The following is a 13,808-nucleotide window of genomic DNA, read 5'->3' as shown; positions in this document are numbered from 1 at the left end:
TGGGCGAAAACAGAGTGTGGGGTGTAGGGTGTAGAGAAAATCATACCAATTAAACAAGTTCAATTTATTTTAGAACTGGAAACTCTATAGACTTCACACAGATGTGCCAAAATATCTATCAATGTCAGCCTGTAATCTAATAATGTTTCATCGCTCCTCCCTTCTAATTTTAGTTGTTTGGAAAATTCGTCAATCAGTTCCATGTGGATTTCTATAATTTGTGGCACAGGAATATTAGCATAAAATAAGGCGTTGATGAATTTATCAATCGCTATTTTCAATGTTTTGTCTGTTGTGAAGTAATCTATCAAAATGTGTCGGTAATCTGATTTAAGTTGTGCTAATAGTTCCTGCCTTTCATCTGCACTCATTTTCTGAAACCATTGCTGGTTTTTTTGGTAATTACAGGCTAAGACGTAGGTATATTGAGTATTGTTATCTCCTGTTTGATTGGTATTTAACTGTCTCGTGTTATGTAGTTGGTGGATTTTTGCAGCACTAGTAGGAGTCAATTGTGAACCAAAAAATAGGTTCACAATGTCATCTATGACATTATTTAACGCCTCTATGAAACCTTCCTGCTGATTGGGAATAGCAATGTTATATAAATATTTTTTAACACCTAGTAGCCAAATCAATAATATGGGTAGTATCATTTATTTTTTATAAATCTTAGATGAGCGCCTCAATTATGATATTAAGGCTGAATTCAATTTGATTGAGCGAGGTAAAACCTTTTCGGTAAACTTTGAGTAAAGAACGCTTTATGTCGGCCAATTGTTGAGGAATTATGTATTTTATAATAAATACCTATTTTTGCAGATGTGTAATATAAGTTAATATCCAGTTGTTCAAGAGTTCAATAGAGGAGGATATAGTAACCAAATTTTATGAGCTGGGTTATGTATATCTATCTGAATATAGATAGATTTATCCATTTCACTCCTTGATTAAGATACATAAACGCAGTTAAAGTATTATCTCATTCTAAATCATTATAATTCCTCAAGGTTCTAAAGCGAATCTTTGGAGCGATAATTGTTTTAGCTGTAACTATAGATAAGGAGTTTCAATACCAACAAGATACGGGTAAGGATAGCGCGTTGTTGGCGAGAGTGGCAACCGGAACCACAGCTGCTCTGGAAATTGTGGGAGGCAAGCAATTGTCAAGGAGAGTCGATTTAATTGCTTCTATAAAATTTAAATTGCCACCAAGAACGCTTGTATGAATTTTCTTGGAGGAGATTTTTTCATGCATGAAAACCCTCAGCACTTTGGCAGATAATGGATGCCAAAGGCGGACAGAGGAAGAATGACCCCTTAAGTCTTATGTTAATGTTACATTACCCGCTTTATGACTTTCTATCAACCGTACCCAGCTGCCCGGAAACAAGCACTTTGGGAGTGGTGCTGGAGATTTTGGAGAAAGAGCAGTGCGATCGCTTGGTAGTGGTGAATCAACAACAATACCCTATAGGATTGTTGTACTCTGCCCGTTTAATCCCGAATTTATTAGCAGCAGCTAGTGGCGAAACGTTTTTAACTCTACACCAGTCAATCTGTAATTTAAGTCCCAGTCTGATTTCACCAATACAGACAATATCAGCTTCTGAGCATCTGGACAAATTTAATTTGTTTTTGCGTTATCAACAAAACCAAAAAAATAAAATTTTAGATTGGGCGTTGACTGATTCAGATGGTAAATTTGTGGGTCTGGTGGATAACTCACGCTTACTAAGTTTTTTGACTAGGAAGAGATCAACAATAGGTCTGGGCCTCCCAGGCATGGGAACAGAAAATCAGGGTGTGGACAAAACTCGCTCATACGACCAAAATGAGCATCAACCATTCAAGCACAAGCCTTTGGTTAAGTTGCTGGAAAGACTACCTTGGCCTTTGATGTTACAAACTGGTAATGGTGAGGTTTTAACGCAAAACCCTGCTTGGTGGCAACAATTAGGAGTCCTGAAAGATCCAGAAGGAATTAGACAACAAGTAGAAACTATTCTTGCTCCTGTCCGCCCTCAAGACCTAGAATACACTAATCAACAAGCGGTGAAGATTCATCCCCATAACAGAGTCAGCGAAACCGAAGAAAGAGCCACGGAGATGAAATGGCCTGCTGATAGTAATCACTTTTCTAGAAGAAATGAAGCTCTTCACTCACCATCGGTTTTACCAATTATCGACGAGCTACAAGTACCTGCAAATACTACTTCTGGTAGTCACTGCTATTTAGATGCTCAACAGGGTACTTGTACTTGTGTTGTGGAAGTGCAGAATGGTCAGGAGCGAATTTGGCAGTTTGCTAAAATTCCTTTAGATAGTCATGAATTAAAAGTTTTGAGTGGTGATTCAGAATTTACGCTCACCACTGAAAATTCAGAACTCTTAACTGAGGATCTCTGGTTGGTTTTAGCCACTGATGTGACTGAACAGCAACAACTTTTCAAAGAATTAGCAGCAAAAAATGCCGATCTGATTCAACTGAATCGGTTAAAAGATGAGTTTTTAGCTTGTATTAGTCATGAACTGAAAACACCACTGACAGCAGTTTTGGGTTTGTCACGTTTGTTGGTAGATCAACAATTAGGAGAATTAAACGAGCGACAAGCCCGTTATGCGAGTTTAATTCATCAAAGTGGCCGCCATTTGATGAGTGTGATTAATGATATTTTGGATTTGACTCGGATGGAAACTGGACAGATGGAACTTACTCCCTCCCCAGTGCAAATTCGGGAAGTGTGCGATCACGCTTTATCAGAAGTTAAAACACTCCACAATCAACCTAGCAAATTTATTCATTCCTCTCGATCTGAAAGCAAGCATTCACAGGATCATCAATTCAGCTTAAGTATTGAACCGGGCTTAGAGCAGATAGTTGCAGATGAATTACGATTGCGTCAAATGTTGGTACACTTGCTTTCTAATGCCTTTAAGTTCACCGAAACCTCTGGAGAAATTGGGTTGCGGGTGAATCGTTGGGAAGGTTGGATTGCTTTTACAGTTTGGGATACAGGTATTGGTATTCCTGAACATCAACAACATTTAATCTTTCAAAAATTCCAACAATTGGAAAATCCCCTGACTCGACAGTTTGAAGGCACTGGTTTAGGACTAGTATTAACAAGGGCTTTGGCTCGTCTACATGGGGGAGATGTCAGCTTTTTGTCTCAGGAAGGTAAAGGTAGCCAGTTTACTCTGCTATTACCACCCACTCCTCCCAGAACCAGCTTTGGGGAATCAGAAGGGGGAAATTCGGAATCACATCAACCCATTTCTTCTCAACGATTAGTGTTAGTGGTTGAAGCAGTAGCTCGATATATTGAAGACTTAACCCAACATCTTAAAAGTTTAGGCTATCGCGTGGTGATTGCGCGATCGGGAACAGAAGCACTGGAAAAAGCCCGTCGTTTGCAACCAAAAACTATATTTTTGAACCCCTTACTACCCCTACTTTCCGGTTGGGATGTGCTGACTTTACTAAAATCGGATAGTGTAACTCGCCATATTCCTGTGATTGTCACAGCAACGGGAGCAGAAAAAGAACACGCTTATGCTCACCGTGCTGATAGTTTCTTGAGTTTACCAGTTGAACATCAGGCTTTAGTACCGATTTTGGAAAGATTGTCTAATACACCAGAAGGTGAACAAATAGGTTTAGAAAATAACAACAACACCCCAATAAAAACGCCTTTGCGGATTCTGAGGTTGGTGAATTCCGAATTAGAATTTGTTAATCCCCAACCTTCTTTGCGAGAACATCGAGTCATTGAAGTAGATGATTTAGATCAAGCAGAACTTTTAGCAAGGGTTTGGCAGTTTGATGTCATTTTATTAGATGTGGAAGCTTCTACAGCCCAAAATTATCTCCAAAAGTTGACTAAGTATCCACGTTTAGCGGCTATACCTTTGGTGACTTGCGATGTTGCTACTACTTTAAGTGCTTCCCAAATACCAGAATTATCTGTGTTTCCTTACTTAACTCCTTTGGGCAAAGAAAATGCTAATTCCAAAGGAAAACCAGATGCTTTATTGTCAGTGCTGCAAATTGCTTCTGGTATTTGCTGCCCTCCCAATATTCTAGTAGTAGATGTGACCATGTTACGTGATTTGCCACAGGTAAAATCCAAGCAGGTTAAGGGTGAACAACTAGAAAAGAAATCTGCTCTCAAAAGTGAGTTTGCACAGGGTGAATCTTCTGCAAATACAGAACGGGGATCAGAATGGTTTCAAGCTTTAATTCAGTACTTACAAACTGCTGGCTTTAAAGCGGCTATGGGAAACTGCTGGGCAGAGATGCTGCAACAAATTCGCCATCAAAGTGTTGATTTAATCCTAATTTGTTTGGGTGAATCTGCTATTCATAAAGAAGTGCAGAAAGCATTAAAAGCTCTGCCAGATTTACAGTTGAACTTACCACCTATTTTGGTGATTGCTCAAAGATTGAATCAGGTGAAAAATGCAGAAGTTTCACAACCAAACAAGGAAGGATATCAGCTATTAAAAAATAATAATGTGGTTGGTGGTTTAGCAGATATTGCTGGTAATATTGCTACCCAGATATTACCTCGCTCTATCTCCATGGAAGATTTATTAAAACAAATTAATCAGGCTTTGCTAAATGGTAAAAATTGTTGATTGCGCATTGGGTAGGGGAGTAAATTACGAATTACGAAATGTCTGTTTTTTCCTTTTTGTTTTGTTTAATTCTCTGCAAGGGAATACGAATGAGATTATAAGCTCCTTTGGTGGCGATATTTTTATAAATATCTGGTGGTAAGTTCATATCAATTAACTTTTTCTGCTCGGTCAGAAGTAGCAGTGATGCTGGATGTGTTTTGTTGGCTGCTTGATTGTAAATATGGTCTAAAGCTTGTTGGGAAAATTCCAGGTAATTAACTTTGTTTTGAGTGTAGAAAGTGACGGTCGGTTTTTTGAAACCGACCATGACTAATTCTTCATTGGGTTGTTTTTCTTTGACTGCGAGCGCAGATAATTGTCTTAAAGGTTCCTGACGCTCTTGATCCATCAAGAATAAAGCAGGCATTAAAACCAATGATAAAAATGCTACGAAACCCACCAAATTAATAGTAATGATGGCACGCCAACGGTAAGAGAGGATCAAAATAGCGATAATTACAGCACCAGTCAGCCAAATTATACCACCCACATTAGCCATTCCTGAATTTTGTATTTGTTCGTACAATTCAGGTGCAGCGGGGTCTTTGCCGATAATGTGGGATATGTTGAATAATGCCACTCCAAGTGTTGAGAGAAAAGCCACATTCACCCAACTACTGATGTGGAAAGCTTGAGGAGTTTGTGTGTTTGGGTACAGGTTACTCCAAGATAAGGCTACAAGAATGGCTGCTGCTGGCATTAAAGGTAATACGTAACTGGGGAGTTTGGTGACGGAGATGGTGAAAAAGCAAAATACACCCAAAAACCAGAAACAGGCAAATAAACCCAATTGTTGAGAACGTTCCTGATTTTTCCAGTGCGAGCGCTGCCAAAATTTTAACCTGGCTATGGACATAGGTATAAAAACTGAATATGGTGCAAAACCCAACAATACTACCAAAAAATAAAAATACCAAGGGGCTGAGTGACCATTCACAACCTCTGTAAAGCGTTCTATGTTGTGATAAACAAAAAAGGTATTAATAAAATTCCAGCCGTTGCGCCAAGTCACCAAGATGTACCAGGGAGCAGATAAAGCGAAGACTATTCCCATGCCCAAAATCGGGCGCATTTCTCGCCACAGTTCGCAGAATTTGCCTAAGTATAGGGCAAAGGCAATCATAATTAATCCTGGTAAAACTATTCCCACTGGTCCTTTGGTTAAAATTGCTCCGGTCATCAATACATAACAAGCCAGATACCATTTATTGGGGAAGGGAGAAGGGGAAGAATTTTGAGCGTATCCCAAAAAGAAGCAAAGCAAAGCTGAGGCTATACAACCGGTGAGTAACATATCGGAAACACCAACTCTCCCCCAAACAATCATTTCGGGATTGAGTGCCATTAAAGCTGATGCAATAGCTGCTGTTAAGTAACGACGATTAGGATTTGCAACTTGCTCTAATTGATCTTTTTTGGCAAAATGCCAGTGTATACCGTAGAATGCCAAAGCTGTCACACCCGTTGCTGCTAATGCCGAGGGTATGCGTGCTGCCCATTCATTCACCCCCATAATAGAGTAGGCGAGCGCTTGACACCAGTAAATTAACGCTGGTTTGTCAAAACGAGTTTCACCATTAAAAAAGGGTGTAATCCAATCACCTGTAACTAGCATTTGCCGGGAAGCTTCTGCAAACAGCGGCTCAGTTTCGTCAATTAAGCCAATATTGCCCAAATTCCAGACAAAGGCGATGTAATTAATCAACAGCAACCACACTATTGAAATAGTCACAGCAAGGGCTGGACGCTGTTCTATCTTATTAATCCATTGGTCAACAGAGGAGCGATTGCTCAATTTTAGCCTCATAAATCCATACTTACAGACACGGTAAATGGTGTCTTTCCCTTAAACACAATAATTCAAAAGTCGTTCTTTGGTCAGATTTTATTCTGACAGAAGTCGGGGATCTGAGGAGCGATATTTATTTAACCATCTCTTTCCGCATCTTGAAGACCTTGGGGATCAAAACGATAGCGATAATGAAGTTCAATCAATGATGATAGGTTTAACTTTGTAAGCGATATCATTAACTATGGTTGAATTGTATCTATGGAATGTTGTTGAATTTGATCTGATAACAGGTTAACTTATTCTGCTGCTGAGATATATGCTAAGCTAAATTGCAGTGCAAACCGATCCATTTGGGCTTCTGGGAGGGGGTAAGTTCCAAGAGATTCAACTGGGTTTTGTGTGGCAATTACAAAAAGTGGATATTTTAGTTTTCGCAAGTTTCCATCCACAGTAACTTGAAATTCTGCCGTTGCTTCTAATAGTGCTGATTGGGTGCGGGGTGAAGCACGGTTGATTTCATCAGCTAAAACTATGTGAGCAAAAATCGCACCTTCATGGAAATTAAAGGTTTGTGCGTTGGGGTTTAAAATCGAAACACCTAAGATATCTGATGGTAATAAGTGAGGTGTAAATTAAATTCGTTTCAAGCTGACATCAACAGAAAATGCTAAGGCTTTAGCTAAACTGGTTTCACCAGTTCCGGGAGAATCTTCTCACAAGATCTGTCCACCACTAGCAAAGGCAGCTAACAATTTTCTAATTGCTGCTGATTGCTCTTTCATCACTTTTTGAATGTTGTTACCAATTGTTCGATAAATTTCTCGACCGGACAGTTGAACGTTTGAATCTGCCATAGGTTTGATCAATTTAATTTTTCCCAGCACCTTTAACCCTACACCTTTTAAGGAGTTAGTAGCAATTGCCATTCTTTGGTTTGGGAATTCCATTCTGGTGAGGAGGTTTCTCCAACAATATAGGGTCCCCAATAGCGTCGGGTGCCATCTTGGGCAAAGGCTACTAAAATATCTCCTTTTTCTAGTTTTAAATTACCCTCTGGGAGGGATAAAATTAAACCTTTTTGACTACCTTCTTGGGGAGCAAAATCCCAATGGGCTGGAAAATTATATTTATTTTTGCTGGCTGCGGAGTTTTTTACGGATGAATGTCGGGCTAATAGGGCTAGACGTACAGGTTGATTTGTTTGATTACTCATTCGCAAACTGCCTAAGCCTTTGCTTTTATTAGCTGGGTTTTCTGAAGTGGGTTTTTCTAATTGTTTATGTGTTGCACTTGTGACATTATCTGCACTAGCAGATATGACTTTTTGTGAGCCAGTTGGTGGGGCTATCTTTTCTTCTAATGCAGGAGTTTGATCAGTAAGTGTTGATAAAAGGTCTGGCTGGTCTGGCTCAAAGGATACACTCAGTCCTAAGCATCCGGCTATCAGTCCTAGTAGTCCCAATGCACAAGTTATAACTGCCAAGTTGCGATACATGGAAGATTTCATAATCATACTTTTTAGAGATAAGATTTTTCTTAGTTGTCAGTTTTAAGGGATATAGATACAAGGAAGAAGGCAAGAGAAGAAATTTCTCTCCAGTCCCCAGTCTCCAGTCTCCAGTCTCCAGTCACCTTCATGCAAAATACTCGTCTTAATAACCTATTAGATACTATTGCTAGGAGTTTGGGGCAATGGTTTGTTAATCCTTGGCGGCGATTTTCGCTGCTGTTAATTTCTTGGTTGTTTGGTTTTTTTATGGGTTCGGCAGTGTCTACTACTGCTGGACAAAAGGCAGAGTTGGATATTGTTGTAGCTGCTTTTTTAGTCTTACTGACGGAGATTACCAGCAGAATATTTTATAGTCGCAACTTTTTTGCTAGACAAGCAATTTGGGTAGAATCACTCAATTTACTCAAGATTGGTTTTATCTACAGTCTATTTTTAGAAGCTTTCAAATTAGGTTCTTGATTTGTTTGGGGGTGCTGATTATGACCGATGAGTGGCTAAATAAATTTTTTACTAAAGGTATTACGGATGCCTATTGGCAAGTTTCTGCACAAGAAGAAGCATTGACGGATTCTGTGAGGGCAAAGATTTTTGGCATTACCCCGGAGAATGTAGCTCAAGTTATTTTAGAGCGATCACAGCTACTTAAATCTGTTTTACCCACTTTTAGCCAATTTTGCCAAACTAACCTGGAAATGCTGTCTCAAGCCATGTTACAGGTTTTGTGGGATTTATGGCTACCGCTGGCGATCAAAATTGTTTCAAGTCGTCAAAATTTGGGTAGACCTTTTATCCAGGGGATTTTAGGTGGACAAGGTACTGGTAAAACCACAATGTGCCAGATTCTGAGTTTGATTATCCAGCAGTTGGGATACTGTACTTTGTGTTTATCTTTGGATGACTTGTACAAAACTTATAGCGATCGCTTGGCTTTAACTCAGCAAGATCCCCGTTTAATTTGGCGCGGCCCACCAGGAACCCACGATATCGACTTAGGTTTAATTTTACTCGATCAGATTCATGAAGGCAAGAGTCCTATAAGCGTTCCCCGCTTTGATAAATCAGCTTACTCCGGTGCAGGTGATCGCACCACCCCAGAAATTTTTACCCACGTTGATATAGTCCTATTTGAAGGCTGGTTTGTTGGTGTGCAACCCATTGAGCCCCAAACTTTTGATACTGCACCGCCACCCATCGTCACACATGAAGACCGCGCTTTTGCTCGTGACATGAATCATCAACTCCAAGCTTATTTACCATTATGGTCACGCTTAGATAGCTTAATAGCACTTGAGCCCAACGATTATCATTGTTCTTTACAATGGCGTAAACAAGCAGAAAAGAAAATGATTACTACTGGCAAATCAGGTATGAACGATGCAGAAATAGAAAAATTTGTCAATTACTTTTGGCGCTCATTACACCCAGAATTATTGATCAAGCCGTTACTGAAATCTGCCAAAGTTGATTTAATCGTGAAAGTTGATACTAACCACTCTTTTGGTGCAATATATAGTCATTACTCTTGATATTGCTAAATATATCAACCGAATTAGCTGTAAAGCGCTCACAATATAGCTCACTGAATTCTAAAAAAAGCCGGGTATATATAGGAGTTCTATATATTGGGTATTACATTTATTTTCACCCACCAACTAGAAAATATATAAAAAACATAAATGAATTATATATGAAAAATAAATACTTTAACATACCGGAAAGTCTCGATTATAGTAAATATGAACAACAACCAATTCACATCCCTGGTTATATACAGGCACATGGTGTACTCCTAGCTTTACAAGAACCAGATTTAACAATCTTACAAATTAGTGAAAATACAAATCATTTTTTTGGGATTCCCCCAGAGTCTTTACTGGGGCAAAACTTAAACTGCCTCTTATCTTCAGAACAAATAGAATCAATTACTCATTCGTTACAAGAGGATAAACCCGTAGTTATCCATTCATTAGAAATTACAATTTACAACCAAAAAAAGTCTTCAAGATTATTAGGAATCCTGCATCGTTCTAATGGAGTTCTAATCCTAGAGTTAGAACCTCATGCAGCTATCACAACAAATGCATTAGTAGGATATACTTATCTTTTAGAAACAGCAATTTTCAACATACGTAACGCCTTCCATTTATCGGATATTCATCAAATAATTGCCCAAGAAGTGAGAAAAATAACTCAGTTTGATAGGGTAATGATATACAGCTTTACCCCAGACTACAGTGGAGTTGTTATTGCCGAAGATAAACAAAGTAATTTAGAAAGTTATTTAGGATTACATTATCCTGCTTTTGACGTTCCTAATCAAGCCAGACAACTTTACTACAAAAATCGGCTGCGAATCATTCCAGATGTTAATTATCAACCTGTAAAAATTATTCCCAGCAATCATCCTCTTAGCAATGAACCCCTTGATTTAAGTTGTGCAATATTAAGAAATATCTCATCCTGTCATGTAGAATACTTACAAAATATGGGTGTGACTGCTTCAATGTGCATTTCACTCATTCATGAAAATAAGCTTTGGGGTTTAATTGCTTGTCACCATTACTCCCCCAGATATATTGATTATGAGATTCGGAAAATTTGTGAAGTAATCGGTCAATTCTCATCTATTGAATTAGTTAATCATCGCGAACGAGCCTTAAATTTCTACCGTCAAAAAGTCAAATTAATTCAACAAGAACTAAATCACAATTTAACCAATGAATTAGATCACATCGGTAAGGTCTTCCAGCGGAATAAAACAAATTTATTAAAATTATTAAAAGCGAATGGCACTGCTGTTTTATTACAAGGACAATTAATATTAATTGGTAATACCCCATCAGCAGAAGATACGCGGGATCTAGTAGAGTGGATATTAAATCAAAAAAATCAACAAGAAATTTTTTACACAGATTCGCTCCCACCACTATATCCAAACGCTAGCAAGTTTCAAGATATAGCAACTGGTATTTTAGCAATTTCAATATTTCTCCATCAGCAGTCTTATCATATTATCTGGTTCAGACCAGAGCAAGTTCAAACTGTAAATTGGGCAGGTAATCCCCATGAAGCAATAGCTGTGAACTCACAGCAAGAATATTACCTCACCCCACGTAAATCATTTGAACTATGGAAACAGACAGTTAAACACAAATCACTTCCTTGGCAAATATTTGAAATTGAAGTGGCACAAGAGATGAGAAATAGCCTCATGCTTGCTGCACTAGAGTTTTCCCAAGTAGCATTACAACAAGCAGCTGAACAGGCAGAAATTGCCAACCGTGCTAAAAGTCAATTCTTGGCCAAGATGAGTCATGAATTACGAACTCCACTCAATGCCATCTTGGGTTTCACTCAAATATTAACCCGTAATAGCTCATTATCTCAAGAAGATCAAGAAAATTTAGACATCATTAGTCGCAGTGGTGAGCATTTGCTCTCATTAATTAATGATGTATTGGAAATGTCTAAGATTGAAGCTGGTAAACCAACCCTAAATGAAACCTATTTTGACTTGTATCGTCTCATTTACTCAATTCAAGAAATGTTTGCTCTCAAAGCTGCAGATAAGGGAATAAATTTAATTACTGAATTTGGTGTCGAGGTGAATAAATATGTTTTTGGAGATGAAGGCAAACTCAAACAAATACTAATTAATTTAATAGGTAATGCTATAAAATTTACCGTTGTTGGTCATGTCGCTATCAGGGTATCCTGTCCTCCAAATTATGCACCTTTAGCTGTAACAAATGGCAAAGTTCTAATTGAATTAGAAGTGGAAGATACAGGTGCCGGTATTGCTCTTGAAGACCAAGAATTAATTTTTGAAGCATTCCTCCAGTCCAAAGGTGGAAGACAGTTTATGCAAGGGACTGGACTGGGATTAGCTATTAGCCGTCAATTTGCTAGACTCATGGGAGGTGACATAACAGTTAAGAGTATTTTAGGTGAGGGTACAACCTTTACTTGTCGTGTTCAACTCAGTCTTGCTAATAAGGGAGATATCATTTCTCCTATTAAAAATACCAAAAGAGTTGTTGGTCTAGAACCAGGACAACCTAGATACAGAATCTTAATTGTTGAAGACATTTTAGAAAATCGTCTTTTACTAGTTAAACTACTAGAATCTGTTGGGTTAGATGTACGTGCAGTAGAAAATGGTTTACAAGCAATTGATATTTGCCAAGAGTGGGAACCCCATCTGATTTGGATGGATATACAAATGCCAGTGATGAACGGGTATGAAGCAACCAAGCAAATTAGAGCCATGAATCAAGGAAAAAATATCATCATGATTGCTCTAACTGCAAGTGCTTTTGAAGAAGATAAACAAGCTATTTTACAAGTCGGTTGTGACGATATTATTTCTAAGCCTTTTGAAGAAAAGATGCTCTTTGAAAAAATGGCTCAGTATCTAAATTTACGCTATCTCTATGCAGAGATTCATCAGCAACAAAAACAAAATAAGCTGAAAACTGATCATAGATTAATAAAATTGAGTAACTCTGATTTACAGGTTATGGCACCATTTTGGATTGCTCAGGTTCATGCAGCAGCAATAGTGATTGACGATGCACAACTTTATGAACTGTTTGAACAAATACCCGCGGAACACAGACAACTAGCTGATGGTTTAAAAAATTTAGTTTATAACTTCCATATAGAAACAATTATTAACCTCACTGCTCCTGACTAAAATCAAATTAAATTAAATTGAATTATGTTCTCATCTGATTACGAACACAATTTCGGACAAATTTTAATTGTTGATGATAATCCAGACAATCTCCGTTTATTATCCAAAATGTTAGAATCAAAAGGATTTAAAGTAAAAAAAACAGTTAGTGGAGAAATTGCCATACAAGCAGCAAAGATAGAACCTCCTGATTTGATTTTACTGGATATTAATATGCCAGATATGAATGGCTATGAAGTGTGTAGACAATTAAAGTCTCAAGAAAAAACTGCCAATATACCTATAATTTTTATTAGTGCTTTAGATCAGACTACTGATAAAATTATAGCCTTTGAAATTGGTGGAGGAGACTACATTACTAAACCTTTTCAAGAATTAGAAGTATTAGCAAGAGTGAGGAATCAAGTTGTTATTTACCAGCAAAATCAGCAACTTATTCAACAAAACAAACTCTTACAACAAGAAATCAAAGAACGTCAACGATTTGAAGCAGCGTTGCTGGCAGCAAATCAGCAATTACAACTTTTTGTTTTTCTCGATGGATTAACAGGAGTTGCCAACCGTAGAAAATTTGATGAATATTTAAATTCAGAATGGCAAAGACTCGCTCGTGAAAAATTGCCTCTGTCTTTATTATTATGTGATGTAGATTTTTTTAAAAATTATAATGATACTTATGGTCATTTAACCGGAGATGATTGTTTAAAGCAAATTGCTAAAACACTTAAATTATCAGTTAGGCGGCCATCTGATTTATTAGCTCGTTATGGTGGAGAAGAATTTGCAGTAATTCTTTCCAATACCAATGATAAAGTAGCTATTTACTTAGCTGAAGACATTCGACAAAAAGTATATAATCTCAAGATTCCCCACGCTCAATCTAAAGTTGATAATTATGTTACTTTGAGTATAGGAGTTGCAACTATTTTCCCTAATATGCAAATTGCTCCCAATACTTTAATTGAAGTTGGAGATCAAGCACTCTATACTGCCAAAGCGCAAGGTAGAAACAGGATTGTATCTAAAAATTTGATGTCATGAAGATAGAGGAGAATTAAAAATTAAGAATTAAAAATTTAATTTAACTCTGGGGAAGTGGGAATAAAGAACCGCATGAGTGTCAAGTT

At 37.8% G+C, this 13,808-nt stretch carries 9 protein-coding genes and 1 pseudogene; 5 read left to right on the top strand and 5 right to left on the bottom strand.

Annotation, left to right across the window (positions count from 1 at the left end):
• Positions 1-59: 59 nt before the first annotated feature.
• Positions 60-656, bottom strand: coding sequence for a KaiA family protein (locus AAZO_RS32285; protein ID WP_013193179.1), 597 nt, complete (start codon positions 654-656; stop codon positions 60-62).
• A gap of 673 nt (positions 657-1,329) precedes the next feature.
• Here AAZO_RS32285 and AAZO_RS24180 point away from each other — a divergent pair.
• Complete coding sequence (locus AAZO_RS24180; RefSeq protein WP_041642101.1) at positions 1,330-4,641, top strand: ATP-binding protein; 3,312 nt, start codon at positions 1,330-1,332, stop codon at positions 4,639-4,641.
• 31 nt (positions 4,642-4,672) lie between these two features.
• Here AAZO_RS24180 and AAZO_RS24175 read toward each other — a convergent pair whose 3' ends face one another.
• From AAZO_RS24175 to AAZO_RS24165, 4 genes and pseudogenes are all read right to left on the bottom strand, one after another.
• Positions 4,673-6,490: an ArnT family glycosyltransferase gene (locus AAZO_RS24175; RefSeq protein ID WP_013193176.1), complete on the bottom strand. Its 1,818-nt coding sequence runs from the start codon at positions 6,488-6,490 to the stop codon at positions 4,673-4,675.
• 281 nt (positions 6,491-6,771) lie between these two features.
• Positions 6,772-7,095, bottom strand: a pseudogene (locus tag AAZO_RS44350) (AAA family ATPase); the annotation flags it as partial.
• Between the two features lie 93 nt (positions 7,096-7,188).
• Positions 7,189-7,329, bottom strand: a complete 141-nt coding sequence (locus AAZO_RS40240) for a hypothetical protein (protein WP_228371400.1) — start codon at positions 7,327-7,329, stop codon at positions 7,189-7,191.
• 47 nt (positions 7,330-7,376) lie between these two features.
• Entirely contained in the window at positions 7,377-7,982 is a 606-nt protein-coding gene (locus AAZO_RS24165; protein WP_041643715.1) for a hypothetical protein, read from the bottom strand.
• A gap of 129 nt (positions 7,983-8,111) precedes the next feature.
• On the opposite strand from AAZO_RS24165, the gene AAZO_RS24160 reads away from it, so the two are divergent.
• From AAZO_RS24160 to AAZO_RS24145, 4 genes are all read left to right on the top strand, one after another.
• On the top strand, positions 8,112-8,444 hold the full coding sequence (locus tag AAZO_RS24160; RefSeq protein WP_013193174.1) for a DUF565 domain-containing protein: 333 nt from the start codon (positions 8,112-8,114) through the stop codon (positions 8,442-8,444).
• A gap of 20 nt (positions 8,445-8,464) precedes the next feature.
• Positions 8,465-9,511: a hypothetical protein gene (locus AAZO_RS24155; protein ID WP_013193173.1), complete on the top strand. Its 1,047-nt coding sequence runs from the start codon at positions 8,465-8,467 to the stop codon at positions 9,509-9,511.
• A 161-nt stretch (positions 9,512-9,672) separates the two neighbouring features.
• Positions 9,673-12,681: an ATP-binding protein gene (locus AAZO_RS24150; protein WP_013193172.1), complete on the top strand. Its 3,009-nt coding sequence runs from the start codon at positions 9,673-9,675 to the stop codon at positions 12,679-12,681.
• 24 nt (positions 12,682-12,705) lie between these two features.
• Complete coding sequence (locus tag AAZO_RS24145) at positions 12,706-13,722, top strand: diguanylate cyclase domain-containing protein (protein WP_013193171.1); 1,017 nt, start codon at positions 12,706-12,708, stop codon at positions 13,720-13,722.
• Positions 13,723-13,808: the final 86 nt, after the last annotated feature.

The organism is 'Nostoc azollae' 0708, assembly GCF_000196515.1.
GTDB lineage: Bacteria > Cyanobacteriota > Cyanobacteriia > Cyanobacteriales > Nostocaceae > Trichormus_B > Trichormus_B azollae.
This window is presented reverse-complemented; position numbering and strand designations above follow the sequence as displayed.